Source organism: Rhizobium sp. A22-96 (genome assembly GCF_053521805.1).
Window position 1 is genome coordinate 1 of sequence record NZ_JBNWDQ010000001.1, and the last position, 24,947, is coordinate 24,947.

Here is a 24,947-nt window from a genome sequence, read left to right on the forward strand (position 1 = left end):
GAAGGCGACGGCAAGCGGCAGCTCACCATGCAGCCCCAGCGCCTTGAACACCGCCGTCATGCCGACGAGCTGCAGGGCGATATAGGGCATGGTGGCGATGACGCCTGTCAATGCCACCGCCAGTTCGAGCGACCGTGAGCCATATTGGCCATGGACGATATCGCCGGCCGTGACATAGCCGTGATCCTTGGCGCGCCGCCACAGAAGCGGCATGACCATGAAGACGAAGGGATAGACGACGATCGTATAGGGCAGCGCGAAGAAGCCATAGGCGCCGACGGTATAGACCAAAGCGGGGACGGCGATGACGGTATAGGCGGTGTAGAAATCGCCGCCGACGAGGAACCAGGTGATCCAGGTGCCGAAGGTGCGGCCGCCGAGACCCCATTCGTCGATATGGGCGAGCGTCTTCGGCCGGCGCCAGCGGGCGGCAACGAAGCCCATGACGGTGACGAGCGCCAGGAAGAAGATGAAGACGGCCAGTGCTGTCGGATCGATCTCAGTCATCATGGCGCATGCTCCGATAGGCGATCCAGGTCAGGAACGCGGTGATCGGCACCCAGGCGAGCTGGTACCAGTAGAAGAACGGAAAGCCCAGCAAGACCGGATCGTGGCTGTTGTAAAACGGCACCCAGAGCAAGCCTATATACGGTATCACCAGCAGCCAGCAGGCCGCCGTCCCAAAGCGTTTGTCCATATCCGATACCTCTCAGGCGGCGTGTCCGCGCCACCATGTTGCAGTTGTCAGAGTGGAAGGTGGCGCGCGTCAGTCCGCGATCGCAGCGCGCATTCATTGGCGTAAACCAAGAAGCTTTGGCTATGCGGAAACAGACTGACGAATGTGAATTCCTCCCAACGGCCCGCCGAAGGCCAGCCGCTGACAATGTCCTACGGCGAGCCTGCTGCCCGAACAAGATGCATGTAGATGCGAAGTGCGCGGGCCTACCCAGAAGTGGGTAGACGGACGTTAGGCCGCTCCCGCCGCGATCCCGTGGTCAAGAGCGTAGCGGATCAGACCGGCTGTGGTCGCGATGCCGAGCTTCTTCTTCAGATTCTTGCGATGCGTTTCGGCCGTTGCGGGTGTAATTCCGAGTTCTTCGGCGATCTCGCGGTTGCTACGGCCTATGACGATCAAACCCAGGATGTGGCGTTCGCGCGCCGTCAGCGGGTCGGCTTCCTTTTGGATCTGGTCCGCTATCAATATGTCGCGCACGCCGGATGAAAAATAAGTCCCGCCGCCAGCCACGGTTTCGATGGCGCAGACGACTTCGTCGGTCGACACGTCCTTGAGAATATATCCGACTGCGCCGTGCATGATCGATGAAGAAATATATTCGCGGCTGTCATGCATGGACAGCATCACGATCCGCGTCTGCGGAACCTCGCGGCGAAAGAGTTCGATCGCATCAATGCCGCTGAGCTTCGGCATGTTGATATCCATCAAGGTCACTTGTGGCAGCGTCCGTCGGGCAACCTCCAGGCCGGTTTGCGCAAGGCCTGCCGTACCCACCACCTCGATATGATCGAAGGTCTCCAGCACGGCTTTCAGTCCGTCCAGCACCACGGGATGATTGTCGATCAGCAGAACGCTGATCCTGTCTCTTTTCATGCTGCGTCCACCCTTGCTCTTGGCGAGGCATTGGCCGATTTCGGCAGCATCGCAATAAGTGTCGTGCCATCGGCCGTACTTTGAACGAGAAGCAGGCCGCGGAAATGCGCCATCCGTTCCTGCATGTTCCGGAGCCCGAGCCCGCCCTTGCTGTCCTCAGTGCCGTCAAAACCAATGCCGTTGTCCGAAATTCGCAGGCGTGCGCGTCCCCGATCGCTCCAGAGCTTGATCGTGAGACGCGTCGCGCCGGAATGGCGTTCTACGTTATTCAGGGCCTCCTGAGCGACACGGTAGAGTGCCGTGCTCGCCTCAGGCTTCAACATACTGATGAAGCCCGAAGTCTCGATCTCGGTTGCGATCCCGGTTCGCTCGGCGAAATTGTTCGCGAGCGCCGTGAGTGCTGCCGTCAGACCGAGATCATCGAGCACGCGAGGACGGAGATCATGCGAAAGTCGCCTGATGTCCTTGATCGCGCTGTTCAAGGTATCTATCCCCTTCTCGATGGTCGTGGCGGCGTCATCGACCTGGTTTCGTACCTTGCGGTTGGCAAGATCCATGACATAGCGCACGCCGAGGAGGTTCTGCGACACGCCGTCATGCAATTCACGGGCAAGACGTGCGCGCTCCTCCTCCTGCGTATCGATCACCCTTTGTGTCAGCTCCTTGAGCCGGCCGTCGGCCATGCGTCGCTCGCGGAAAGTCAGCAGCATGCAGGTCGTGAAAACGACCAGAACGGCAGGAACGGCAATGAGTGTGACGACGATGAAGGTTCCTCTTATGTTGGCTCGCATGGCGGAATTGGCAGCCGCGGTCTGGATGAAAATATCGTCCAGATAGACGCCGGTTCCAACAACCCAGTGCCATTTGTCAAGGCCGACAGCGAATGAGAGCTTATCGGCGACACGACCGGTGGAAGGCTTCTCCCATTTGTACTGGTGCAAGCCTCCGCCAGCCTTCGCTGTTTTGATGAGCTCCGCGATGACCTTGTCACCGTCAGGGTCGGTCAAATCGAGCCAATTGCGTCCGTTGCGAAATTTCTCGCGCGGATGAACGATGTTGTTCCCATCATAATCGTAGACGAAGAAGTATCCGTCCGGGCCGTAGTCAAGGGATGTCAGGATCGCGGCAACCTTGTCCTTCGCAGCCTGGTCGTCCGGCGCTGCATCCCGATAGGTCGCCTGAATGGCCGACACTGCGAGATTTGTAAGGTTGACGATTTCCTTTTCCTTCGCCTTCAGCATGTTCTGCTCGAAGGTCTCGATATTGCTCTTGGTGAGGGTGATCGATTGCCAGGTAATGAAGGCGGTGATTGCCAGGATCGAAATCACGAGAGGCGCAAGCGCGAGCGCAATAATCTGGTTGCGTAGTGTCAACGATTGCTCCTCCCAAGAACCGACGCGGAACCATGGCGCGTGTTGGATACGAATTCAACGGCTTCTCAGCTGTGCACATCCATAAGTGTCAATGACCATCGGGCATAGACCCCTCTCGGAGTCCACCTTGAGAGCTGACGGCGACCTGATGTGTGCTTTACGATCAATTGAAGGAAATTCAATTTCCGCCCGGCGTAGTCAATTTTCTTCTGAAAATCGGCAATTCTTGCCTTTGCAAGCGAAATGCAGGTTAAAATTAGATTTCGATTTCTTTGACGTACCCCTGATGGCTCCATAGCATTTGAAGCGTTTCAATGGATCGGGAAGCCATGAAAAAGGGACGTCCGACAATTGCAGATGTAGCGCGCGCCGCCGGTGTCTCCGTCGGAACCGTGTCCAATTTCCTGAACGAAACGGTTCCCGTCAAAGCCGAGACGGCCGAGCGGATCCAGGCAGCCATACAGAAGCTCGCTTATCGCCCGAGCGTATTTGCCCGTTCCTTGCCGATGCTGTCAGCAAAGACGGTTCAGGCAAAGGAGGGCAATCCGCGGCTGCTCGTCGTCGGCCATATTTGCCTCGATTATCTCTGCCGCGTCCCCGTTCTTCCCCATCGGGACGATCGCGTGGCGGCCGAGCACATCAACAAGGCGCTTGGCGGCCCCGCCGCCAATCTGGCCGTTGCCGCCGCTGGCGTCGGCGCCCCTTACGAGCTTCAGATCGACCTTGCGACGGCAATCGGAGATGACGGGGACAGCGAATGGGCGCTGGCCGAATTGCTGGCGCGTAACGTCAATGTTCTCCCCATTCGCCGGCCGATCAAGAACCGCCTGCCGCGGGCGATCGTGATCATCGAGGCCAATGGCAGCAGGACGATCATCCACGAGACATTCGAGCTGAGCGAGATCGACTTGACCGAAAATATGGAGATCGCTCCGGCCAATGTCCGCTCCTGCGTTCACATTGAAGGCTTTCACTACGAACGGATGATCCCTTCGATCGCCCGGTTTCATGCCGCTGGCTGGAAGGTGAGCCTGCACACCGCCGGGCTTCCCGCCGGCTCGCGGACGCCGGCAGCCTTTGCCGATCTTATCGGGCAAGTCGATCTGACCTTCATCAATGATGAGACGTTTCGCGAAGTTTTCGGCATACGCACGCCGCTGGCATCCATGCTGGATGAAGCGGAACATATTCTCAAACGGATCAAGATGCGTGGCGACGTTGTGCTGACGCTTGGCGAATTCGGGGCTGTCGTCTTCAAGAAAGGCGGCGGCACGACCATTGAGGTTCCGGCACTGCCGGTGACGCGGGTCGATGCCACGGGGGCCGGCGACGCCTTTGCGGGGATATTCCTAAGCCTCTGGCTGCACGGCAAGTCGCTTGCCGACGCCGCGCGCCACGCCGCGATCGGCGCCAGCCTGACAACAACGGCCGAAGGCGCGCAGGGACGGCCGGCGAGTGCTAACGAGATCAAGGCCCTGCTGCCATCGATCGAAGTAAAAACCGCGGTCCGGATGTGACCGTCATGTCCAACCGAAATTACGCAAGGAGATAATGATGACGATTAAGGTTCTGCTGGTTGGAGAGAGTTGGGTGAGCTCGGCCACTCACTACAAGGGCTTCGATCAATTTGGCAGCGTCACCTTCCACCTCGGCGCAGAGCCGCTGGTTGCGGCACTCCAGGGCGGCGAATTCGACATCACCTACATGACTGCACATGACACGGTGGAGAAATTTCCGTTTTCGCTGGAGGAACTGTCCGCCTATCAAGCCATCATCCTCTCGGATATCGGCGCGAATTCCCTGCTTCTGCCGCCGGCCGTCTGGCTGCACGGCAAGCCCGTGGCAAACCGACTGAAGATTATTCGCGATTGGACGGCAGCGGGCGGCGGCCTGGTGATGGCCGGCGGGTATTTCAGTTTCCAGGGCATCGACGGGAAGGCGCGTTGGCGCCGAACGCCGGTCGAAGAAGCGTTGCCCGTGACCTGCCTGCCCTATGACGATCGGCTTGAGATTCCGGAGGGATTTCGGGCTGACATCAAGCAGAAGCATCCAATTCTGGCCGGTATAGACGGCGAATGGCCGCTGCTTCTCGGCGCCAATGAGGTCGTCGTCAAACAGCAACCTGGCGTCGAAGTTCTTGCCGCGCTGCCTGAAGCCGAGGGTGGCCATCCGTTGCTCGTGACCGGCGGATACGGCAAGGGCCGCACGGTCGCCTGGACCTCGGATATCGGGCCGCATTGGCTGCCGAACGAATTCGTCGCCTGGCCGGGCTACGCCACTCTCTGGAAGAACATCCTGCGGTGGGTCAGCCATGCTGCATGAGGCCCACCAAGCAAGGGGATCGACAATGACACAGCCATTCCTGCGGGCAAACGGCATCAGCAAGCGCTTCGGCGCACTGGCGGCGCTGACCGGCGTCGATCTCGATATCAACAGCGGCGAAGTCCTGGCTCTGCTCGGCGACAACGGCGCCGGCAAATCCACTTTCGTTAAGATCCTGGCCGGCGCCCATGCCCAGAGCGACGGCGAGCTTCTCGTCGAGGGGCAGCCGGTCAACTTCTCATCTCCAAAGGATGCGGCAAGCTCCGGTATTGCCACGATTTTCCAGGAGCTTGCTCTATCGGAGAATCTGTCGATTGCCGAAAATGTCTTCCTCGGCCGCGAATTGAAGCGATCCGTACTCGGCATCCCTTTTCTGCGGCGGACGGAAATGCGCGAGCGCGTCGATGCCCTCCTGCACGAGCTTGAGGCCCATATTTCCGATCCGGAGGCACCGGTCGGCAGTCTGTCCGGTGGTCAGCGCCAGGCGGTCGCCATCTGCCGCGCCCTCAATCTCAATGCCAGGCTTGTCATCATGGATGAGCCGACAGCGGCACTCGCCGTTGCCGAGACACGCAAGGTGCTGTCACTGACGCGGCGGCTTGCCGAGCGCGGCTGCGCTGTCGTGCTGATCAGCCACAACATTGCCGACGTCTTCGAGGTCGCCGACCGCATGGTCGTCTTCCGCCGGGGCCGCAAGGTCGCCGAAAGACGGCGGCTCGAAACGACACCCGAAGAAATCGTCTCCCTCATAACAGGCGCTCATCCCGACGTGCGGGCGCTTGAAAACAATAAATAAAAAAGCGCGTTCAATCTCCAGAGGATCATAAAATGTTCAATCAATTCAAGAAGGCATTCATAGCATCATCACTAGGCTTGGCTCTCGCATCGGCGGCTGTCGCTCAGGACAAGCCTAAAGTTGCGTTCGTGCCCCAGCTGATCGGCATTCCCTATTTCAACGCCATGGAAGAAGGCGGCAAGCGCGCCGCTAACGACCTCGGCGTGGATTTCATCTACTCCGGTCCCGTCGATACGAACCCCGTCGACCAACTCCAGATCGTACAGAACCTGATCGATCAGGGCGTCAATGCGGTTTCCGTCAGCGTGCTCGACGCGTCCTCCATCGCGCCCGTCGTCGAGGCGGCCAAGGCGAAGGGCGTCAAGTTGTTCACCAGCGACAGCGATGCTCCCGATAGCGGCCGTGCCGTCTATGTCGCACAGGCGACCGATGAAGGCCTCGGCGGTGCCATCATCGATGAACTGGTCAAGCGGGTCGGAGACGACGCCAAGATCGGGATCGTTTCCGGTGAGGCTACGGCGTCAAACCTCAACGCCTGGATCGGCTTCATGAAGCAGCGTGCCGCTGCCAAATATCCCAAGCTCAAGCTGCTCGAGCCGCAATATGCCGGCGGCACCGCACAGCGCGCCGGCCAGATTGCCGGTGACCTCATGACGGCCAACCCCGATCTCAAGGCGATCATCGCGGTTGCCTCCTCGACATGCCCTGGCGTGGCGCAGGCCATCGAGACGGCGGGCAAGATCGGCACCGTTATCGGAACCGGCTATTGCAGCCCGAATACCGCACGCGCCTACCTGAAAAGCGGCGCCTTCGGCTTCACGGTTCTGTGGGATCCGGCGCAACTCGGCTATCTGACTGTTTGGGCTGGCAAGCAGCTGATCGACGGCAAGGCCTTTGCGGCTGAGAATACGGTTCCGGGCTTTGCTGCTCCCGTCACTTACGACGCAGCCAAGGGCATCCTGCTGCTCGGACCTCCAGCGATCTTCACTGCCGACAATGTCGACAAGTTCAACTTCTGAACGTGGATGATCAGGCAATGCGACGGTCTAGTCCACACTTCTTAGCCATGGGCGGACGTGAATGGGCGCTATTCAGCGCAATCATTCTCGCCGCGCTCGTCTTCACCGTCGCATCGCCCTTTTTTGCGACAATGGGCAATATTGATACCATCATCCGTAACAGCATCGAATTGATGCTCGTCGGTCTCGGCATGACCCTGCTGCTTGCCATGGGCGGCATCGATGTCTCCATCGGCATTGTCATGGGTCTTGCCGCAATCGGGGTTGCGAATGCCTTGCTCGCGGGTTGGGGCGCGTTGCCCGCGGCATTGTTGGGGCCGGCCATCGGCGCGGCACTCGGTCTGCTCACAGGCAGCGTCGTCGTCATCGGGCGCATTCCGGCAATCGTCGGAACGCTCGGTCTCTTCGGCGTCTATCGAACGGCGGTCTTTGCATTGCTCGGCGGCCAGTGGCTGTCGGGCCTGCCGACCAACCTGACAGGGCTCCTGGGAGCGACGGTCTTGGGCATCCCCGTTGCTGCCATTGCCATCGCCATCGTCTATCTCGCGCTTTGGCTAGCATTGCGGCGCACGCCCTTCGGCCCGCACCTTCTATCGATTGGCAATTCCGAGGAGAAGGCGCGTCTGTCCGGCGTTCCGGTGACGAAGGTACGTCTTGCGACCTTCGTCGTCAGCGGCGCACTGACCGGGCTTGCCGCAAGCTTTTACGTCGCCAACTACCGCAATGTGGAAATGGCGATCGGATCGACACTGGCGCTGGATGCAATCGCCGCCGTCGTCCTCGGCGGCACCAGCATCATGGGCGGCCGTTGCAGCCTCATCGGCACGGCCCTTGGCGTCATTCTTCTCAGAATTCTGCAGAACGGCCTGCTGCTGGTCGGCGTGCCCTCGCTCTGGCAGCCGGTGGTGACGGGCGCCCTTCTCATCGGCGTCCTCGCACTGGAGATGCCGACCTCGCAACTCGTTGCACTGAAGACGAAGTGGATGCGCGGATGACCAGCAATCCAGCAATGAACGGTTCCTCTCGCATCCTGCTTCTATTGGCGGCCCTTTGGATCGCGGTGGTCATCCTGCTTGCGTTCTTCAAGCCATCCATGTTTGGCGAGGCAACCGTCACCACCATCCTCCAGTTCTCGACCATTCTGGCGCTTGTGGCACTGGGGCAGGGCTTGGTCGTACTCGCCGGCGGTGCGGGCATCGATCTCTCGGTCGGCGGGATCGCGTCGCTATCGGCGGTCATCACCATGCTTGCGGTCAAGAGCGGCATGCCGGTGCTTGCCATCCCGCTTGTTTGCATCGTTGCCGGAGCGGCGCTCGGCGCCTTCAACGGTCTGCTGGTGACGCGCCTCTCCATACTCCCCTTGATCGCCACACTCGGGACGCTCTTCATCTACTCGGGCCTCGCCGTCGCATTGACGGGTGGAGCCGCGCAATCCGGCGTTCCCGCCTGGCTGCTGACATGGGGAAGGGGAGTGGTCTTCGGTTTGCCGGTTCCCTTCATTACCATTGTCGTTCCGGTATTTGCCGTCGGTTCCCTGCTGCTGATGCGAACGGCATGGGGATGCTGGATTTTCGCCATGGGCTACAACGAACGTTCTGCGCGGCTTGTGGGTATTCCGGTCGATCGCGCCCGGCTCACCATGTATGCGCTCAGCGGCGCCTTGGCCGGCCTTGCCGGGCTCGTCTCGATCGCCTGGCTCGGCAGCGCCCGGCCGAATATCGGGCAGAACCTCGAACTTGAATCCCTGACGGCCGTGATGCTCGGAGGCGTCGCCATTACCGGCGGCGTCGGCGGAGTTGGCGGCGTTCTCGCCGCCGTCATTCTGCTGATCACTCTCAAAACCGGCCTGTTGCAACTGAACGTCAATACGGTCTGGCAGGTCGGCATCGTCGGCGCGCTGCTGATCGCCGTCCTGTTGATAGACCGCCTTTCGAAACGCTGGAGATAACCATGCCATCCATTGAAAAACTGATTGCCGAACGGGTCGAGGCCGCACATGAGCGCATCGTCGCAACGCTGAGCGATCTCGTCTCTTTCCCGTCGATCGTCAAATCGAACCCGAAGGAAGCCGGCCCCGGCGAGCGCGATTGCCAGCTCTATCTTCAAAAGCGTCTCGAAAGCATCGGCTTTACCACTGATCTGTGGGATCCGGATGGTCCGGCGCTCTATGCCAAATACGAGGGGCGCCCGGGTGCAAACAAAGGCAGGACCTTTGAGGGAAGGCCGAATCTCGGCGGTGTGCTGAAGGGCACCGGCGGCGGGCGTTCCCTCATGCTGACCGGTCACATCGATGTCGTGCCGCCCGGCGCGCCCGAGCATTGGACGACCGATCCTTTCGGCCCGGTGCTCAAGGACGGTTTCCTGCATGGACGCGGCACCGTCGACATGAAGGGCGGGGTCGCCTGCATGCTGATGGCAGTCGAGATCCTGAAGGAGATGAATATTCCGCTGAAGGGCGACGTGGTCTTCACGACGGTGGTCGATGAAGAGATCGGCGGCATGGGTTCTCTTGCCATGGTCGATCGCGGCTTCCGAGCGGATGCCGGCATCATGACCGAGCCGACGGCCAACCGCATCGCTCCGCTCTGCCACGGCATTCTGTGGGGCAAGATCATCATTGACGGGATCGGCGGTCACGCCGAGCTGACGCCGAATTCCTGGTACACGAGCGGCCCGGTGGATGCGGTGCAGCTTTGCCGCCAGATGCTTGACGGCATCGACATTCTCAACCGCCGCTGGATGTTCGACCCGAAGAAGAACCATCCACTCATGGACCTGCCGAACCAGATCATCGTCACCCAGCTCAAGGCTGGCGAGCATCCATCGTCCATGGCAGGCAAGGCTGAGATCATCATCGATGCGCAATATCTGCCGAGTGAAAAGGACGAGTTCGGTCTCGGCGGTCATGTGAAGCGAGAGATCGAGGAGCATGTCCGCAACATCTGCCAAGCAGATCCATATCTTCGCCAGCATCCGGCGCGGGTCGAATGGATCCTCGATGCCGATTGCGCCGAGGTGCCCGCCGATAATCCGTTCGTGCAACTGCTTCAGGAGGCGGTTGAAACCGCCGATCTATCGCCCGTGCTTTCCGGGTTCGGCGCGCACAGCGATATCGGGCTCCCGACCTCTCTTGGCAATACACCGACCGTCAATTTCGGACCGGGCGATCCCGCTCAGGCGCATCAGCCAAACGAGCGCGTATCGGTTCGCGACCTTGTCGATTGCACCAAGGCCATCGCACTCGCCGTGCAGAAATGGTGTGCCTGACCGGGCGTCCATGTAATGTGGCCCGGATATTTTGATTGATGCAAGTTCCGACGCTGAACACACGGCGTCGGCCTTCCCACTGCAATCAATAGCGCGCTTGCAGGAGCAGCCTGAAGAGATGGGCTCGGTTTTCAGCACCGAAGCTGCCACTGTAGTTCATTGCGAGTGACACCTGCTGGCTGAGGGCAATATCGAAACCGGCATCGAGCACCAGCGAGTCCTGATCGACCACCGTGCCGCTTTCGGTGAAAATATCGCCGCCGGCAAAGGCCATGCGGGACGTGATATCGAGATCACCGAAGGCGTGCCGCCAGCCAAGGGAACCGTAGAGCTTGCCGGGCATGCCCGCCAGAGCGATCTCGCGCTCCGCACGAGCACCGAATGTAGCGAAGGTAATGGCAGACTGATCGGCGCTTCCGCTCAAGGCAGCTGCTCCTCCGCGCTCAGAGAACGCATTGGTGCGCACATCGGTGAAGGTGAGGTTTGCGAAAGGCTCGAGGCGAGTCTCGCCTGCGGAGACCTGATAGGCCAACTCGCCAAACACCTGCGCCGTATGCGCATAATAGTCGGCTCTGAGTTCGTCCGAATAACCCGAGAAATTAATGTCTCTCAGAGTTGAAACGGATTGCAAGGTGTAGGTGCTGCCGAGCCGAAGCGCCAGGGCGCCCCACTGCCTGCCGGCATAGAGCCCGACATTGTAATTGTCGGTATCGGCATGGGCCGAGACGCCCGATTGACTGAACCGGCTGCGGCCATAACCTGCAAGCGCGCCAACGCGCCAGTCCGAGCCATCAAGCATGGTATCGAAACCGAACAATATACCGCCGGTATTGCTGCTGCCATTGTCCGAAGACGTCCAACCCCCGTAAGGCGCGCTCCAGAATGTCGCGAGGCCGTTGGCTGGGTCGGAAAGGATGTCATCGATCGCTCGTTCCGATCCCGTCTTCTGGCGCTGGCCGACATCTGTATAGGCAAGGCCTGCATCTCCCGATATTCGTGTCTGCGCGGTGCTGTTGGTGACACCACCTTGCAGGCCGCGCAGGCGATCGATCGCGGCGTCACGGACAAAGCGGCCATTGTCGAAGGCCGTGCTGGCAAGGGACGTGTGAATCTCGCCGGCCAGTTGCTTCAGCGCGGCGGACGCTTCATTGAGAGTCAACACGGCGACGGCATTATAGAGCGTGTTCGACGCCCCCAGGCTTTCAATACCGTGTGCCGCTGAACGCTGGTTGGCATTTGCCCCGGCGGTGGCAAACGAAATGCCATTGCGTTCCAGCGTGAGGTCGATCGTGTTGCCGGAATAGCCAAGAACAGGGGTGACAAAGGCGTAGTTCGATTGAATGGCATCAAAGCTGCCGGAGATGCCATTTCCTGCCGAAATGATCGTATAATTCGTGAAGGCCTTCAGATCAGCGCCGACCAGCGAAAGCGTTCCGCCTGTCAGGTTGGCGGCCCCGGTAACGTCGATCCGGCTGGAAGTCGTTCCATTCCCTTCGATGAGAATGGTGGAGCCGCTTTGCGCGGTAAGATCGCCATCGATGGTCAGCGTGCCGGCGCCGTTGCTGCCAGGTGCTAGCGTCGAACCGGCTCCGACAACCATCGAGCCGACAGTACCTGTTCCACCGAGCTGTCCATAGCCGCTCAAGGCAATCGTGCCGCCCAAGGTGCCATCGACAATGAGGCTGCCGCCCGTGATCGTCGTCAGACCACTGAAGGCGCTCGAATTGCCGGTCAGCGTAACGTTGCCGGATGCGACATAGATGGATCCGGTCCCATCGATTGCGGCATTCAACGATTGGGGAGCACCGGCGAAATTGAAGACGAGAGAGCCATTGCCGCTGCCGAAATGAATGGCGTCGACGTCGAGGGTTGCAGTCCCCGTCGCGGTCTGGCCGAGCGCCGATCCGATATTGACCGAGGCTGTCGATCCTGTCTGGGCTGATATCGTCAGGCTCGAGGCGGAAAGCGCTGCGCCGCCGCTCAAGGTGAGGGCGGCGTCACCGGCCTGCCCGACGGTGAGCGCGTTGTCGACGGAAAGGGTCGATCCTTCGCCGGTGACGGTCACAGCGCCGCGGCTTCCCGTAGCATTGCCGATGATAGCGTTTGCCGTGCTGACCTTGCCGCCGAGAATGACATCCAGGCTGCCGTTTCCGGCATCACCGACGGCAAGCGTGCCCTGATTGCTCCAGCTTGAACCGGAACCCGTGACAGTCGCCGAACCGCTTGAGCCTGACGATGCCGCGATGCTGGCGCCCTGGCTTTTCACCGTGCCTGCCGATGAAACCGCAAGCTCTCCCGTTCCCTCATTTGCGCTGCCGATCTCCAGCTCGCCATTGATATCCCAATGGCTGCCAGCGCCGCTGACAAGTGCCTGGCCATTGCCGCCCGAAGCGGTGCCGAGCGAGGCGTTTCCAGTGGAAGCCGTGGCCCCGGCCAGAACTTTCAACGACCCGGAGCCGGCTACCCCGTCTTCAAAGTCGCCGTTGATATCGAAATGGCTGTTGCTTCCAACAACGACCACGCTGCCACTCGATGGACTCTCCTTGCCGAGCGTTGCCGTCGCAGCGCTAACACTTGCCTCTCCCGATACGGTCAGCGATCCGTCACCCTGATTGCCGATCCCGAGATCGGCATTGATATCCCAATGCGAGCCGGCACCATCGACTGTCACCGCCCCAATCGAATTCTTGCCGTCAGCAATGACAGCCGACGTGCTTTTGACTTCCCCACCGGTGCTGATATCAAGCCTGCCATCCGCGCCGGAACTATCGGCGTCGGCGTGATCGCCGCCGACCAGCAGCGCGCCGGTATCCCAAAGCGAACCGGAGCCACCAACCGTGACGGAGCCGCTGGCGAAGCGACCGACGATGGCAGAAGCACTTGAAACCGTTGCTCCGGAATAAACCGAGAGAGCACCATCGCCACTCGATCCCACGGTCAAGATGCCACTCGTGGTCCATTGCGAGCCGAGACCCGAGACCGTCAGGGAGCTGGTGCCGTTGCTGCTCCCAAGGCCGATCGTGCCATTGTCGTTTGAAACGGTTGCACCAGTGGATATGGCCATCGTTCCAGTACCGTTGTCGCCAACGATCAGATCGCCATTGATCAGCCAGCTGGTTCCGGAGCCGGAAATCGAGACGTTGCCAGTGCTGCCCGCGCCATAGCCGAGTGTCGCATCGCCGGTGCTGGCGGTTGCGCCCGATGTCACATCAAAAGAGCCTTGCCCGTTATAGCCGATGAACAGGGGCTGACCGCCGGAGAGCGTGAAGGTCGATTGGCCGTTCACGGCGATGCTGCCGACACTGCCGGCTGCATTGCCGATATAGGCAGCTCCATCGCCCAGATACTGCGCTCCGGCGCTGATCGTAAATGTTCCCGCTCCCTGATCGCCTACGACAAGTGTACCGTCATTTTGCCAGCTGGCACCGGCACCCGTCAGGTCAAGGAGACCGGTAGCGCCGGCGTGGGAGCCCAAGGCGGCCGACGATGTATGTAGGGTGGCGAAAACCGTCAGGGCGCCATTGGCGTCGAGACCGACCGTCAGGTCGCTCGCGGAAACCGAGCTGCCACCCAGGACTTCGGCGGGAAGATTACCGCCGTCGATTACGACGGAGGTAATGGAGCTCGGGACCGAGACCGCCGACCAGTTGCCGGCGTTGCTCCAGTCGCTATCGACGGCACCCGTCCACGACAACGACGCAGCGCCGGCTGCTACCGGCGTCATGCAGGCCGAAATCGGCACGAGAAAGGTCGAGATGCGCAAGATGGCGCGAGCCGCAGCCAACATTGAAAATGCTTCCTACAACGTGATGTTGCACATCTGTAGAAACGACATTTATGGTTAACGTTCTGTAAATTCGGCGCCAAAATTGATCGCTTAGGTCCGCGAAGCCTCTGGAAATTCATTCCGCCCGCGCAAGGGAAACCGTCGCTTTCCGCGACCGGAGCATTCAGCCGGTCAATCAATTTCAGTCGGGCGACCGCGCCTCTCCTACAAGCCGATACAATTCGGGCCGTTCCCGAAACATGCGGGATACGTCGATCTTTCAAGGTCCCTTCGTCAACGGGTGCCGCAGGTGCGGCACAGAACAAGGAGTATCTCATGACAAAGATCGAAGGGGTTTCCAGCCGAAATCGTCTCACCGCGCGGGTGGTCTCATTCGCCGTCGGTTCTATTATGCTCGTGCCTGTCGGATATCTGACGCCGGCCAACGCGGCCGATACCTCCCAGACCGCTGTTGTAAAAGCAAGTTCGGATGAAAGCATAAGGCCGTTCCCGATCCATGTTCCGCAGGCGCAACTGGACGACCTGCGCAAGCGTATCGCGGATACGCGCTGGCCGGACAAGGAAACGGTCGGCGATTCCTCGCAGGGCATCCAGCTGGCACAGGTCCAGGATCTCGTGCGGTACTGGGGCACGGATTACGACTGGCGCAAGGCTGAAGCGCAACTCAACGCCTTGCCGGAATTCGTCACCACGATCGATGGTTTGGACATCCAGTTCATCCATGTTCGTTCCCGTCATCCCAACGCGCTTCCGGTCATCTTGACCCACGGCTGGCCGGGTTCGACATTCGAATTCATCAAGGCCATCGGCCCATTGACCGATCCCACTGCCTATGGCGGGCGTGCGGAAGACGCATTCGATGTCGTCATCCCGTCGATCCCCGGCTATGGATTTTCCGGAAAGCCCGTTGATCTGGGCTGGGGGCCCGACCGAACGGCGCGGGCATGGGATGTGTTGATGAAGCGGCTGGGATATGACCACTACGTCTCCCAGGGCGGCGACCACGGCTCGGTCATATCGGATGCTCTGGCCCGCCAGGCGCCAAAGGGCTTGCTCGGCATCCACCTCAACATGCCCGCAACCATTCCGGGCGACCTTGTGAAGCCCATCAACAGCGGTGATCCGGCCCCGGCAGGGCTTTCGAAGCCGGAGGCAGAGGCGTTCCACTCGCTCAGCACCTTCTTCGGACGAAACGCCGCCTATGGCGCCATGATGGTAACGCGGCCGCAAACGATCGGTTATTCGCTTTCCGATTCACCCTCTGGTCTGGCGGCATGGATGTATGAGAAGTTCGCTCAATGGAGTGACAGCGGCGGCGTTCCGGAGCGTGTTTTTTCCCGCGACGAAATGCTGAATGACATTACCTTGTATTGGCTCACGAACACCGGTGCATCGTCGTCACGCTTCTACTGGGAAAACAACAACAACAACTTCAGTGCCGAGGCTCAGAAGACCAGGGACATCAAGATCCCGGTGGCCATCTCGGTCTTCCCTCAGGAAATCTATCGCGCCCCGGAGAGCTGGAGCAAGAAGGCCTACCCAACGCTCTACTACTACCACCAGGTCGACAAGGGCGGTCACTTTGCGGCATGGGAACAGCCCCAGCTGTTCGCCGAGGAGTTGCGGGCAGCCTTTAAGCCCTTGCGTTGACCATATGGAGAGAATGCGGCCCCTTACCAGGGGCCGCAAACCTGCAGGGTATTCATCCTCTGGCTCCCGGAACAAAAGGGCGCTGCTCCTTGAGGACCACTTCTTTAACGGCAGCAGTCGCATCTCGGGATGCGGTTTCCAGTTCGAAGGTAAGAACCGGAGTTTGGCGGTTCTCTCGCTCCAATACCTCTCATCCAGGCCATCGAGCGGTTTCGATTGTAGCTCGAAGCGAGAAGAGGATTGTTTCCATGAGCAAGGAAGAAGACAACAAGGCCGTCGTCGTACGCTGGTTCACCGAATTCTGGGGCAAGGACGTCAATCTTGCCGTTATCGATGAGATCGCGGCGCCCGATATGCTCCTGCAGTATTCGCTGCACGAGCCGCGCCGCGGCCGCGCAGACATCAAGGCGTTCATGACCGACTTCCGTGCCGCGTTCTCAGACCTCAACTTCTGGGGCACTGCCGATCTGATCGCCGAAGGTGATTATGTCGTCGGCCAATGGGAAGGTGGAGGCACGCATACGGGCCCGGCATTCGACGACTTTCTTCTCGGTGGCCTGCCTGCCGCAACCGGCCGCAAGATGCACTTCACCGGCAAGACGGTCCTGAAGGTCGTCAATGGTTTGATCGTCGAGGAGAACGGCCTGGACGACGGGCTGACGGCCATGATGCAGCTTGGGCTCATCAACAAGGCCTGATCGAAACGGGATATGGCCTGCCTGGAAGGATAGGCTTTTCTCCGAATGAAGAGTTGAGGCTCGCACGCCCCCCCGGTGCGAGCCTCATTTGCTTTCTGACCCTTCTCGGCCTTCCCGCAGGAATCGGGTGGGTATTATTCTGATTTGAGAGCAAGGATCGGAGTGTGATCAGCGCAGATCGGACGCAAGATCGAGCCGGAACAACCAGAGAAGATGGTAATGATGACCAGGACACAGCTTCAGCCGGCACTTCGCACTTCATTCTTTTCCGTCGTGGATGATCCCCGCTGGGCACGCGTTGCCACGCGGGACAAATCCGCTGATGGCCAACTCTGGTATTCGGTCTCGACCACAGGCATTTATTGTCGCCCTTCATGCCCGTCGCGCACGGCAAATCCGAAAAACGTCTCGCTGCACGACACGATCGAAAGCGCACGCGCGACCGGGTTCCGGCCTTGCAAACGGTGCAATCCCGAAGGTCTGTCGCTCGATAGCGAGAATGCCGCCCTGGTGGCAAAGGCATGCCGCATCATCGAGGAGAGCGAGGAAGAACGGTCGCTGGATGATCTCGCGGCGGCGGTCGATTGCAGCGCGAGCTATTTCCATCGTATTTTCAAGGCTTCGACGGGCCTGACGCCGAAAGCCTACACCGCCGCCGATCGCGCGAAAAAGCTCCGCGAGGGTCTGGAAACCGGCGCCAGCGTCACCGAGGCAATCTACGATGCGGGGTTCAATTCGAGCGGCCGTTTCTACGAGAAATCGACCGGCATGCTCGGCATGACCCCGACGCAATATCGTGCCGGCGGAGCAAACGAAGACATCAAGTTCGCGGTCGGTCAGACCTATCTCGGCGCGATCCTCGTTGCCTCGAGCGCGAAGGGCGTCGCCTCGATCCTGCTCGGCGACGATCCGGACGAGCTGGTTCGTAACCTTCAGGATCGTTTCCCGAAAGCTCGCCTGATCGGCATGGATCGTGAGTACGAGGCCTTGATTGCTCGCATCGTCGGCTTTGTCGAGAATCCCGGCATCGGGCTTGATCTGCCTTTGGACGTTCGCGGCACGGCATTCCAGCGCCGTGTCTGGCAGGCGCTGCAGGAGATCCCGGTGGGCGAGCGCGTATCCTATTCCGATATCGCGCGTCGTATCGGATCCCCGACCGCGACTAGGGCGGTCGCCGGTGCGTGCGCGGCGAACAATATCGCCGTCGCCATTCCCTGCCATCGTGTGGTGCGCAACGACGGAGCGCTTTCCGGCTACGCATGGGGCGTCGACCGCAAGCGGGCGCTGCTCGATCGCGAGGCGGCGCAGACTGCTTGATCCGCGTATTGCATCCTGAGCTTCATGCATCCGCCGCGTGATTGTCGATTTGAAAGCAGGAATCGGAGTGCGGGGTGCGTGCCCACGTCGCACGGTGCAGCGGAACTCAAGGAGCCGCAACCATGATTGCTACCCCCGCCATCAATCGCCCGATGACCTCGCATGAATGGGCGATGCTGCTTGCACTTTCAGCGCTATGGGGCGGGTCATTCTTTTTCACCGATGTCGCCTTGCGAGCCTTGCCGCCATTCACATTGGTGTTGTTGCGCGTTGCCGGCGCTGCAGTCATCCTCAATGCAACGATCCCGTTGCTGGGCCTGCGGCTTCCGACCGATGCTCGCAGCTGGATCGCCTTTTTCGGCATGGGCTTGCTCAACAATGCGATCCCGTTCTGCCTGATCGTTTGGGGTCAGACGCATATCGTCTCCGGTCTTGCCGCGATCCTCAACGCCACCACGCCGCTCTGGACGGTGATCGTTACGCATTTCTTCACGGCGGAGGAGAAAATGACCGGCAACCGTCTCGCCGGTGTCGTGATCGGCCTGATTGGCGTGACCATCATGATCGGCCCGAATGTGTTCGACGGCTTGGGCGCAACCATTCTGGCTCAGTTGGCCGTGCTGGGCGCCGCGATATCCTATGCTTTCGCAGCGCTATTCGGCCGCCGTTTCCGCCGTATGGGCGTGGCGCCGATGGTGACCGCCACCGGCCAGGTCACAGCCTCGACGCTGATGGTGTTGCCGGTCGCGCTCCTCGTCGACCATCCCTGGACGCTGGCAATGCCGGGCTTGTCGGTGTGGGCGGCGGTACTCGGAATAGCGGCACTCTCCACAGCGCTTGCCTATGTGCTGTATTTCCGCATCCTCGCCACCGCCGGCACGACCAACCTTATGCTGGTCACCTTCCTTATTCCGGTCAGTGCCATTCTGCTCGGCGCGCTGGTGCTGAGCGAACAGCTCGATACCAAGCAGTTCATTGGCATGATGCTGATCGGCATGGCACTCGCTGCCATCGATGGCCGCCTCGTGAAAAGATTGAAACTTAGATCTGCCTGACGTGGCTCGTCTGATCCCGCAGGCGAACGATATCGCGTGATGACGATAGACGGCCTCAGGCGTCGGCCGGCGTCCTGGCACGAGCCACGCTGATTTCAGGTCATCCACGACTGGTTAGCTGCAACGACGAAAACAAGGACACCCGCTACCATGTTCTCGCGCGGCGGATTCGACGCAAAGGCGAGCCGGGGCAAGCTACCCGGAACCAAAGAGGCTACCGACGCGCTCGTCGCGCTTGCCCAGGACAACGCGGATAAGGCGCTTGTCATGACATATATCGGCCAGCTCGTGGCCGATGGTTATGCGGAATGGGCCATGCTCGAAAATGGGGAAATCGAAGTCCGCTTTACCTCAGGTGAGACCTATCTACTCGCAGAAACCACCGTTCTCAGACTTGCCTGATCGAGCAAAGTTTCGATTTGAAAGCAAGGATCGGAGTTTGGAAACGCGGCTGAAGACGTAGCTTCGATCATGAGGACAAATCAAGGAGATACGACAATGAACCTCGCGATTGAGACTGACACCCTGCATTCCACTTCAACGGCCACCGATACTCTTTCCTACGCCATCGCCGACTGCGAACTCGGCGTGGTGCTGGTCGCGCGCAGCGCAAAGGGCGTCTGCGCGATCCTTGTCGGCGACAATGCCGAGGAGCTGACGGCGGATCTTGCCGATCGCTTCCCGCGATCGACACTCATCGCAAGTGAGGCCCTGGTGAAGGGTGATGTCATGAAAGTCCTGCGCTATATCGCAAGGCCCTCTACTGGCCTTCATCTGACGCTCGATCTGCGCGGCACGCCGTTTCAGCGCCGTGTCTGGGAAAAGCTGAAGACAATTACTGTCGGCAAGACGGTCAGTTACGCGGAGTTGGGCAAGTCGATCAGTCCGCTGACGAATCCGAGAGCCGTCGCCAGCGCCTGCGCGGCCAATCCGATTGCGTTGGCAATCCCGTGCCACCGTGTCGTCCGTATGGATGGAGAGCTCGCAGGCTATCGCTGGGGCATCGAGCGCAAGCGCGAGTTGATCCGCAAGGAGGCCATGGCATGAGCCGGCCATTCGTCACCGCCACCGTTTCGGCCTCTGCGGATATGTCTGCAGAGGCGCGCGTTGCCGCCTACGACTGGAGGGCGCTGACAGGCGAGCTCGACAGCTACGGCTGCGCGGTACTGCCGAAGCTTCTCACGCCGGAGGAGTGCAGCCACATCGCCGCGCTCTATCGTGACAAGAGCCATTTCCGCAGCCATATCATCATGGCGCGGCATGGCTTCGGGAAGGGCGAGTATCGCTACTTCAACTATCCGCTGCCCGACCTTGTCGGCGGCTTACGCACGGCGCTCTATCCGCGCCTCGCCGGCGTCGCCAACGACTGGAACGAACGTATGGGAATGGTTCAGCGGTTCCCCGCTGACCATGCCTCGTATCTGCAACAATGCCACGATGCCGGCCAGACCCGGCCGACACCGCTGCTGCTGCAATATGTTCCCGGTGATTTCAATTGCCTGCACCAGGATCTGTATGGGGATCTGTGTTTCCCGATCCAGGTGGCGATCCTGCTCTCCGAGCCGGGCCGCGATTTCACGGGCGGTGAATTCGCTCTGACCGAGCAGCGGCCGCGCATGCAGAGCCGCGTCGAGGTCGTGCCGCTACACCAGGGAGACGCCGTCGCCTTTGCGGTTCACAACCGTCCGGTTCAGGGAACGAAAGGCAACTATCGCGTCAACCTGCGCCACGGTGTGAGCCGCGTCCGCTCCGGGATGCGTCACACAGTCGGGATCATCTTCCACGATGCCCGATGAGGAAACAATACCGGCACCGCGGCTCTCGCGGCGTCGGACGCTGTTCGGTTGCTAGTACGCCGCTGCCCCAGTCAAGGCGCGAAATCGTTGAGAGGGCGGCAACTCACGACGGGGCAAGCGCCGTCGGCTGCCGGGACAGAGGCGCGAATGCCATATTGACCAGGGCCGCATTGGGCAGGGGTCGAGACGTAGCGATCATAGAGCGTCACGCGTCCATCACGGGATGGAAAACGCAGGATTGCCTGACGATCTCGCCCGAGGATCGCATGGACGCTCGCGCAATTCTGTGTGCGGATGTCAAACTTGTCGATCGCCATAGCCGGCGCAGCGACGCCGAGCACCAAAGCGATGGATAGCGTGGTTCTCCACATATGCCCCTCCGGATCTTTCGTGGCGCCTTGACCCCGTTGATCTAGAAAGCGCGGGATCACACGGCAGGATTGCCATCGACAATGCGCCGTACAGCCAATCTACACGAACAAGGCTTCGGGTCACTCCGCTTCTTATCTTCAAATCGAAAGCCTACGCACCCGATCCAGCAGCTTCAGATTTTGCGCGATGTGGATGTCCCGCCTTATATTCCTGCAAACCTGGCTGAACCCTGCCTATTCCTTGAACCAGAGCGCGACGCCACTGGCGGCATCTGCATCAATGAGCAGACCGCCGTCAAATGGCTGGGGTGAAAAACCTCCGAACGCCAGAGCATCCGCTGCGGTCTTCAATGAGCGGACTTTCAGGCCGAGTGCCACTTTGCGCTCATTGCCCTCAAAACCCTGTGGCACGGCCGAACCGAAGCGGGTGAGGGCGCTTGCCTCGGATATGAGATGGATTGTCACAACACCCGCCTGGATCGAGATCCCGCCCTCGTGGATTTGCGGGGCGGCGGCCGATGGAAAACCGTCGAGCAGTTCGGTGATCGTTTGAGGCGCACGGCTGACGATGAAGACGTCGCTGATGTTCAAAACACCATTTGGGTGGTTCTGATCAACCGGACGCCAGACGAGCTCCGGCGTATTGTGCTGGCAGAAGAAGAAGCGGCCGTTCGAAATCGTGTCTCCGCCGATCTGGAAGGTACGAAAGCTTGCCGGCTTTTGCTCGCCATCCACGTCAACGGGGCGCGAGAAATCTCTCCAATCCGTCACCGGTTTTCCGGCAGCCGCCAATTCACCTTGCAGAGTGGCAGCATCGGTGGTGCGAAAGGCTAGCCCGTTCAGGCCGACCGGATAGGACCAGAGATCGGTCCTCTTCTTGTCGCCCTCCGGTGGGAAGCCAAGCAGCTCGACATAATTGTCGGCGAAGACGGCAAGATGATTGATGGAACCGAGCGTGTGGTAGCCTCGGGGTGTCAGCGCGAATCCGAGTTTGCGATAGAGCTCCGCGGCGGTGTCGAGCTGGTCGAGTACGCCGATGACCGCGTGATCGAGGACGAGGGGCTGAGCCGTAACGGACATGAATGGAGTCTCCAGGATTAGATCTGTTAGATGGCCGCGAGGGGGGGCATCTCAATGTGAGGTGGAGATCAGTATCTCTGATCAATGGCGGTGCCTGAAGCGGCGCGACGAGATCGCGGTGGAGAGCTCGGCACATTTCGATTGGAGCTCTTTCTCTGTGCCATCCTCGAAATGGTCGTCGAGAAACAGCGAGCGGAACTCGCGAAGAAGCAGTCTCGTTTCAAGGTCGTCGCGCTCGGCGGAGAGGCGAAAGAAATGGCGTAGCCTGCCCATGATTTCTCTCCACTCAAGCTGCGTGATGAACGCTTGCGCGTGAAGTGGACATCAGTTTATGGATCGCGCGCAGCACGTCCGACGAGGACGCAAAATGCTGGCCATCGAGCTCATGCACATGAAATTTCACGGCGATGAATTTCAACAAGTCCCTATCGGGAACTACGATGCCGACAGGCATGCCGGCATATTCGATCACCTGTTTCGCCATTGGGGTCACCCGATCCTATCAGCCCCTCTGCCGGGCATGTCCGACAAAGGGTGGGGGTCTTTAGTCTATCAATTTAGTAGATTATATAATGTGCTATTATGGATGACCATTCCGGTTGGTACCAAACGAACCTGGCAATCGTAGAAAAGAATTCCATATCTTATCGAGTTTTATCTTTTGAAAGGCCTGCGCGAATTGGGCGTTGGCGTATCCGCGGTTTGGTGTCTGTGCTCCCAGGCGCATCTCTTCCCCGAGCTCAAAAGATCGCTTGAGCGCAGCCTGTGTCAGGCCGGTATTTTCCAAGTTCTTGCGGAATATTAGACATATATGTCGGATACCGGGGCAAATTCGGTCACTCTATCTGTCGCGTTCGAGGCCAGGTGGATGCATTGTGGGTGTAGTCAACGCGACTAGCGTTTCGTTCCTCCCTGTTGCGCTGCGTTGGCTGTTCCCTCTGGAGGTTTTTGACCTTCAAACTTTGAAGGGCTCCGGCTGTGCCGAGAGCCCTTTCTTTTTCTTCCCTGATCCCGGCGATCAAAATTTTCATGGATGGACGCATATCGGCAATATTCTTTGCCTTACGTCGCCATAAAGTCTATAAATTTTATCGACTATTAGGCGATCCGACGGCTATAAATTGTACACTCGTTGCGGATCCGGCCGGAGCCGGTGGCGAGTTGAATTGATGGTCAAAGGGCGAAACAGCAATGACAACCTTGAATGAATATCTCGGGCAGAAGCGCGCAGCTCTGCTTCATCGGAGTGCGCGCGTAAAATCGGGAGAACTCGGCGCTGTTGTCTTGAAAGCGAGCGCCAGCGCCGAAGGTCGCAGCGGTGTCCGCCGGATCAGAATTCGGGATTTCCAGGTTATCTCCGACAGCCCGCCCGATTTTGCCGGCTACAATCTGGGCCCGTCGTCACCGGAGCTGTTGCTGGGCGCGCTTTCGAGCTGTTTGACCCATACCTATCTGATCCATGCTTCCGACCAGGGTGTGCCGTTGGAATCACTTCACGCGGAAGTCTCGGCGACCATCGATGCTCGTGCCGGGGCGGAGGGACATGAGGATGTGCCCGTCTATCCCCAGGACATCAACTATCTGGTCACGGTTGTATCTCTCGCAAGCGGCGAGGAGATCGCCCGGCTGCAGGCGACCGTGGAGATGCTGTGCCCGATCCTCAATCTTCTGAAGCGTGGAAACGAGGTGCGTGGTCGGGTCGACCATCAGCAGCCCGGTCAATCGGCAACAAGCCCCTGACTATGACGACCGGTCCCCACGTTGGCGCAGCGCGCATAGTTCTTCAATCCTACCTTCAAGAAGAGATGCTATGGCCGACTCCCATATCGTTCACCATCTGAGCGAGAGAAAATCCGTTCCCGCCGTGGAGTGGCCAACACTATTCCTGCTGGTCGGCTGTCATCTCATCTGGCTGATGATCGGCGTGTTCCTGTATCCGGTTCTGCCGAATGTATCGCTCATCCTGTTGGGTATCTGTATTGCCTTTCATTCCTCCCTGCAGCACGAGGTCCTTCACGGTCACCCTTTCCGCAACGAACGCTTGAACGAGCTGTTGGTCTTTCTGCCGATCGGACTTTTCTATCCCTATCGCAGTTACAGGGACACGCATCTTCAACACCATACCGACGAGCGCCTGACGGACCCCTATGACGATCCCGAAAGCTATTATCGCACCCTTGGCGATTGGCTGAACCTGCCGAGAGCCTTTCAATTTCTTCTCACCATCAACAACACGCTGATAGGACGAATGCTTCTCGGACCGCCGCTCAACGTCATTGGTTTTACCATCAGCGAATGGCGTTTGATTGTGGCTGGCAACAGGCAGAAAAGAATGGCTTGGATCATGCATTTTATCGGCCTCGTGCCGGTGGGGCTCGCCATACATTTTCTCTTTGCTATGCCGATCTGGTTCTATGCGCTGACGGTCGGCTACCTCGGGCTGGCGCTCGTCGCGATCCGCTCATACTGTGAACATCAATGGTCGGAAGACCCGGATGGCCGCACCATCATCGTCGAGCGCTCTCTTCTTGCGCCGCTGTTTCTATACAACAACCTCCACATCGTTCATCACAAGTTGCCGTGGGTGCCCTGGTATCGCCTGCCGGAACTCTATGAGACGACGCGCGAGGAGTGGCAGCGCATCAATGGCGGCTATGTCTTTCCGAACTATCTGGCTATTCTGCGTGCCTATGCTCTTAAGCCGAAGGAGCAGGTGGCCCATCCCGCGCTCCACCGGGAAGTGCTTATGGATCGCATAGTCACTCCGCAGGCTTCGGAGAAACTGGAAAGTCACATCTCATAGACAG

General features: G+C 59.6%; 24 protein-coding genes and 1 pseudogene. 16 read left to right on the forward strand and 9 right to left on the reverse strand.

Features of this window, described 5'->3' with window-relative positions; all coding sequences use genetic code 11:
- The 4 genes and pseudogenes from ACQZ6F_RS00005 to mctS all read right to left on the reverse strand — a co-directional run.
- Positions 1 to 510: pseudogene (locus tag ACQZ6F_RS00005) on the reverse strand (sodium:solute symporter); the annotation flags it as partial.
- Positions 500 to 697, reverse strand: a complete 198-nt coding sequence (locus tag ACQZ6F_RS00010; protein ID WP_068391887.1) for a DUF3311 domain-containing protein — start codon at positions 695 to 697, stop codon at positions 500 to 502. The pseudogene ACQZ6F_RS00005 and the gene ACQZ6F_RS00010, both read right to left, overlap by 11 nt.
- Positions 698 to 967: 270 nt before the next feature.
- Positions 968 to 1,609, reverse strand: a complete 642-nt coding sequence (mctR, locus tag ACQZ6F_RS00015; RefSeq protein ID WP_449095468.1) for a two-component system response regulator MctR — start codon at positions 1,607 to 1,609, stop codon at positions 968 to 970.
- On the reverse strand, positions 1,606 to 2,982 hold the full coding sequence (mctS, locus tag ACQZ6F_RS00020) for a two-component system sensor histidine kinase MctS (protein ID WP_449095467.1): 1,377 nt from the start codon (positions 2,980 to 2,982) through the stop codon (positions 1,606 to 1,608). The genes mctR and mctS overlap by 4 nt, the downstream gene beginning before the upstream one ends.
- Positions 2,983 to 3,311: 329 nt before the next feature.
- On the opposite strand from mctS, the gene ACQZ6F_RS00025 reads away from it, so the two are divergent.
- Genes ACQZ6F_RS00025 through ACQZ6F_RS00055 form a run of 7 tightly spaced genes read left to right on the forward strand, consistent with a single transcriptional unit; the run spans position 3,312 to position 10,386 of the window.
- A complete protein-coding gene (locus ACQZ6F_RS00025; RefSeq protein ID WP_449095466.1) occupies positions 3,312 to 4,499 on the forward strand; it encodes a PfkB family carbohydrate kinase in 1,188 nt (395 codons plus the stop codon).
- A 37-nt stretch (positions 4,500 to 4,536) separates the two neighbouring features.
- Positions 4,537 to 5,304, forward strand: coding sequence for a glutamine amidotransferase (locus ACQZ6F_RS00030; RefSeq protein ID WP_449095465.1), 768 nt, complete (start codon positions 4,537 to 4,539; stop codon positions 5,302 to 5,304).
- 25 nt (positions 5,305 to 5,329) lie between these two features.
- Positions 5,330 to 6,100, forward strand: coding sequence for an ATP-binding cassette domain-containing protein (locus ACQZ6F_RS00035; RefSeq protein WP_068391896.1), 771 nt, complete (start codon positions 5,330 to 5,332; stop codon positions 6,098 to 6,100).
- Between the two features lie 32 nt (positions 6,101 to 6,132).
- Positions 6,133 to 7,119 carry an autoinducer 2 ABC transporter substrate-binding protein gene (locus ACQZ6F_RS00040; protein ID WP_077467249.1) on the forward strand — a complete coding sequence of 329 codons (987 nt, stop codon included), beginning with the start codon at positions 6,133 to 6,135 and terminating at the stop codon, positions 7,117 to 7,119.
- Positions 7,120 to 7,136: 17 nt separating this feature from the next.
- A complete protein-coding gene (locus ACQZ6F_RS00045; RefSeq protein WP_449095464.1) occupies positions 7,137 to 8,114 on the forward strand; it encodes an ABC transporter permease in 978 nt (325 codons plus the stop codon).
- Positions 8,111 to 9,067 (forward strand): ABC transporter permease, encoded by a 957-nt coding sequence (locus ACQZ6F_RS00050; protein ID WP_077467247.1) that lies wholly within the window; start codon positions 8,111 to 8,113, stop codon positions 9,065 to 9,067. The genes ACQZ6F_RS00045 and ACQZ6F_RS00050 overlap by 4 nt, the downstream gene beginning before the upstream one ends.
- Positions 9,068 to 9,069: 2 nt before the next feature.
- Complete coding sequence (locus tag ACQZ6F_RS00055) at positions 9,070 to 10,386, forward strand: M20 family metallopeptidase (RefSeq protein WP_449095463.1); 1,317 nt, start codon at positions 9,070 to 9,072, stop codon at positions 10,384 to 10,386.
- A gap of 85 nt (positions 10,387 to 10,471) precedes the next feature.
- Here ACQZ6F_RS00055 and ACQZ6F_RS00060 read toward each other — a convergent pair whose 3' ends face one another.
- Positions 10,472 to 14,173: an autotransporter domain-containing protein gene (locus ACQZ6F_RS00060; protein WP_449095462.1), complete on the reverse strand. Its 3,702-nt coding sequence runs from the start codon at positions 14,171 to 14,173 to the stop codon at positions 10,472 to 10,474.
- Positions 14,174 to 14,488: 315 nt separating this feature from the next.
- Between ACQZ6F_RS00060 and ACQZ6F_RS00065 the strand changes: the two genes are divergently transcribed.
- The 7 genes from ACQZ6F_RS00065 to ACQZ6F_RS00095 all read left to right on the forward strand — a co-directional run bounded on the left by ACQZ6F_RS00065 (position 14,489) and on the right by ACQZ6F_RS00095 (position 20,689).
- Positions 14,489 to 15,823 carry an epoxide hydrolase family protein gene (locus ACQZ6F_RS00065; protein WP_449095461.1) on the forward strand — a complete coding sequence of 445 codons (1,335 nt, stop codon included), beginning with the start codon at positions 14,489 to 14,491 and terminating at the stop codon, positions 15,821 to 15,823.
- Positions 15,824 to 16,071: 248 nt separating this feature from the next.
- Complete coding sequence (locus ACQZ6F_RS00070; RefSeq protein ID WP_449095460.1) at positions 16,072 to 16,521, forward strand: ester cyclase; 450 nt, start codon at positions 16,072 to 16,074, stop codon at positions 16,519 to 16,521.
- A 219-nt stretch (positions 16,522 to 16,740) separates the two neighbouring features.
- The gene (ada, locus tag ACQZ6F_RS00075) at positions 16,741 to 17,838 is read left to right on the forward strand and encodes a bifunctional DNA-binding transcriptional regulator/O6-methylguanine-DNA methyltransferase Ada (RefSeq protein ID WP_449095459.1); all 1,098 of its coding nucleotides are present in this window, start codon (positions 16,741 to 16,743) and stop codon (positions 17,836 to 17,838) included.
- Between the two features lie 122 nt (positions 17,839 to 17,960).
- A complete protein-coding gene (locus ACQZ6F_RS00080) occupies positions 17,961 to 18,893 on the forward strand; it encodes a DMT family transporter (RefSeq protein WP_449095458.1) in 933 nt (310 codons plus the stop codon).
- 150 nt (positions 18,894 to 19,043) lie between these two features.
- The gene (locus ACQZ6F_RS00085) at positions 19,044 to 19,295 is read left to right on the forward strand and encodes a hypothetical protein (RefSeq protein ID WP_449095457.1); all 252 of its coding nucleotides are present in this window, start codon (positions 19,044 to 19,046) and stop codon (positions 19,293 to 19,295) included.
- A 96-nt stretch (positions 19,296 to 19,391) separates the two neighbouring features.
- Positions 19,392 to 19,940, forward strand: coding sequence for a methylated-DNA--[protein]-cysteine S-methyltransferase (locus tag ACQZ6F_RS00090; RefSeq protein WP_449095456.1), 549 nt, complete (start codon positions 19,392 to 19,394; stop codon positions 19,938 to 19,940).
- Positions 19,937 to 20,689: a 2OG-Fe(II) oxygenase gene (locus tag ACQZ6F_RS00095; RefSeq protein ID WP_449095455.1), complete on the forward strand. Its 753-nt coding sequence runs from the start codon at positions 19,937 to 19,939 to the stop codon at positions 20,687 to 20,689. The genes ACQZ6F_RS00090 and ACQZ6F_RS00095 overlap by 4 nt, the downstream gene beginning before the upstream one ends.
- Before the next feature lie 71 nt (positions 20,690 to 20,760).
- Here the strand turns inward: ACQZ6F_RS00095 and ACQZ6F_RS00100 are convergent, their stop codons facing one another.
- The 4 genes from ACQZ6F_RS00100 to ACQZ6F_RS00115 form a co-directional block, all read right to left on the reverse strand.
- Entirely contained in the window at positions 20,761 to 21,060 is a 300-nt protein-coding gene (locus tag ACQZ6F_RS00100; protein WP_077467239.1) for a hypothetical protein, read from the reverse strand.
- Between the two features lie 234 nt (positions 21,061 to 21,294).
- Positions 21,295 to 22,140: a VOC family protein gene (locus ACQZ6F_RS00105; RefSeq protein WP_449095454.1), complete on the reverse strand. Its 846-nt coding sequence runs from the start codon at positions 22,138 to 22,140 to the stop codon at positions 21,295 to 21,297.
- Between the two features lie 81 nt (positions 22,141 to 22,221).
- Entirely contained in the window at positions 22,222 to 22,413 is a 192-nt protein-coding gene (locus ACQZ6F_RS00110; RefSeq protein WP_068391935.1) for a hypothetical protein, read from the reverse strand.
- 13 nt (positions 22,414 to 22,426) lie between these two features.
- Positions 22,427 to 22,624 (reverse strand): hypothetical protein, encoded by a 198-nt coding sequence (locus tag ACQZ6F_RS00115; RefSeq protein ID WP_449095453.1) that lies wholly within the window; start codon positions 22,622 to 22,624, stop codon positions 22,427 to 22,429.
- A 707-nt stretch (positions 22,625 to 23,331) separates the two neighbouring features.
- Here ACQZ6F_RS00115 and ACQZ6F_RS00120 point away from each other — a divergent pair.
- Positions 23,332 to 23,880, forward strand: a complete 549-nt coding sequence (locus tag ACQZ6F_RS00120) for an OsmC family protein (protein WP_449095452.1) — start codon at positions 23,332 to 23,334, stop codon at positions 23,878 to 23,880.
- Between the two features lie 70 nt (positions 23,881 to 23,950).
- Positions 23,951 to 24,943: a fatty acid desaturase gene (locus ACQZ6F_RS00125; RefSeq protein ID WP_449096319.1), complete on the forward strand. Its 993-nt coding sequence runs from the start codon at positions 23,951 to 23,953 to the stop codon at positions 24,941 to 24,943.
- The last annotated feature ends 4 nt before the right edge of the window (positions 24,944 to 24,947 follow it).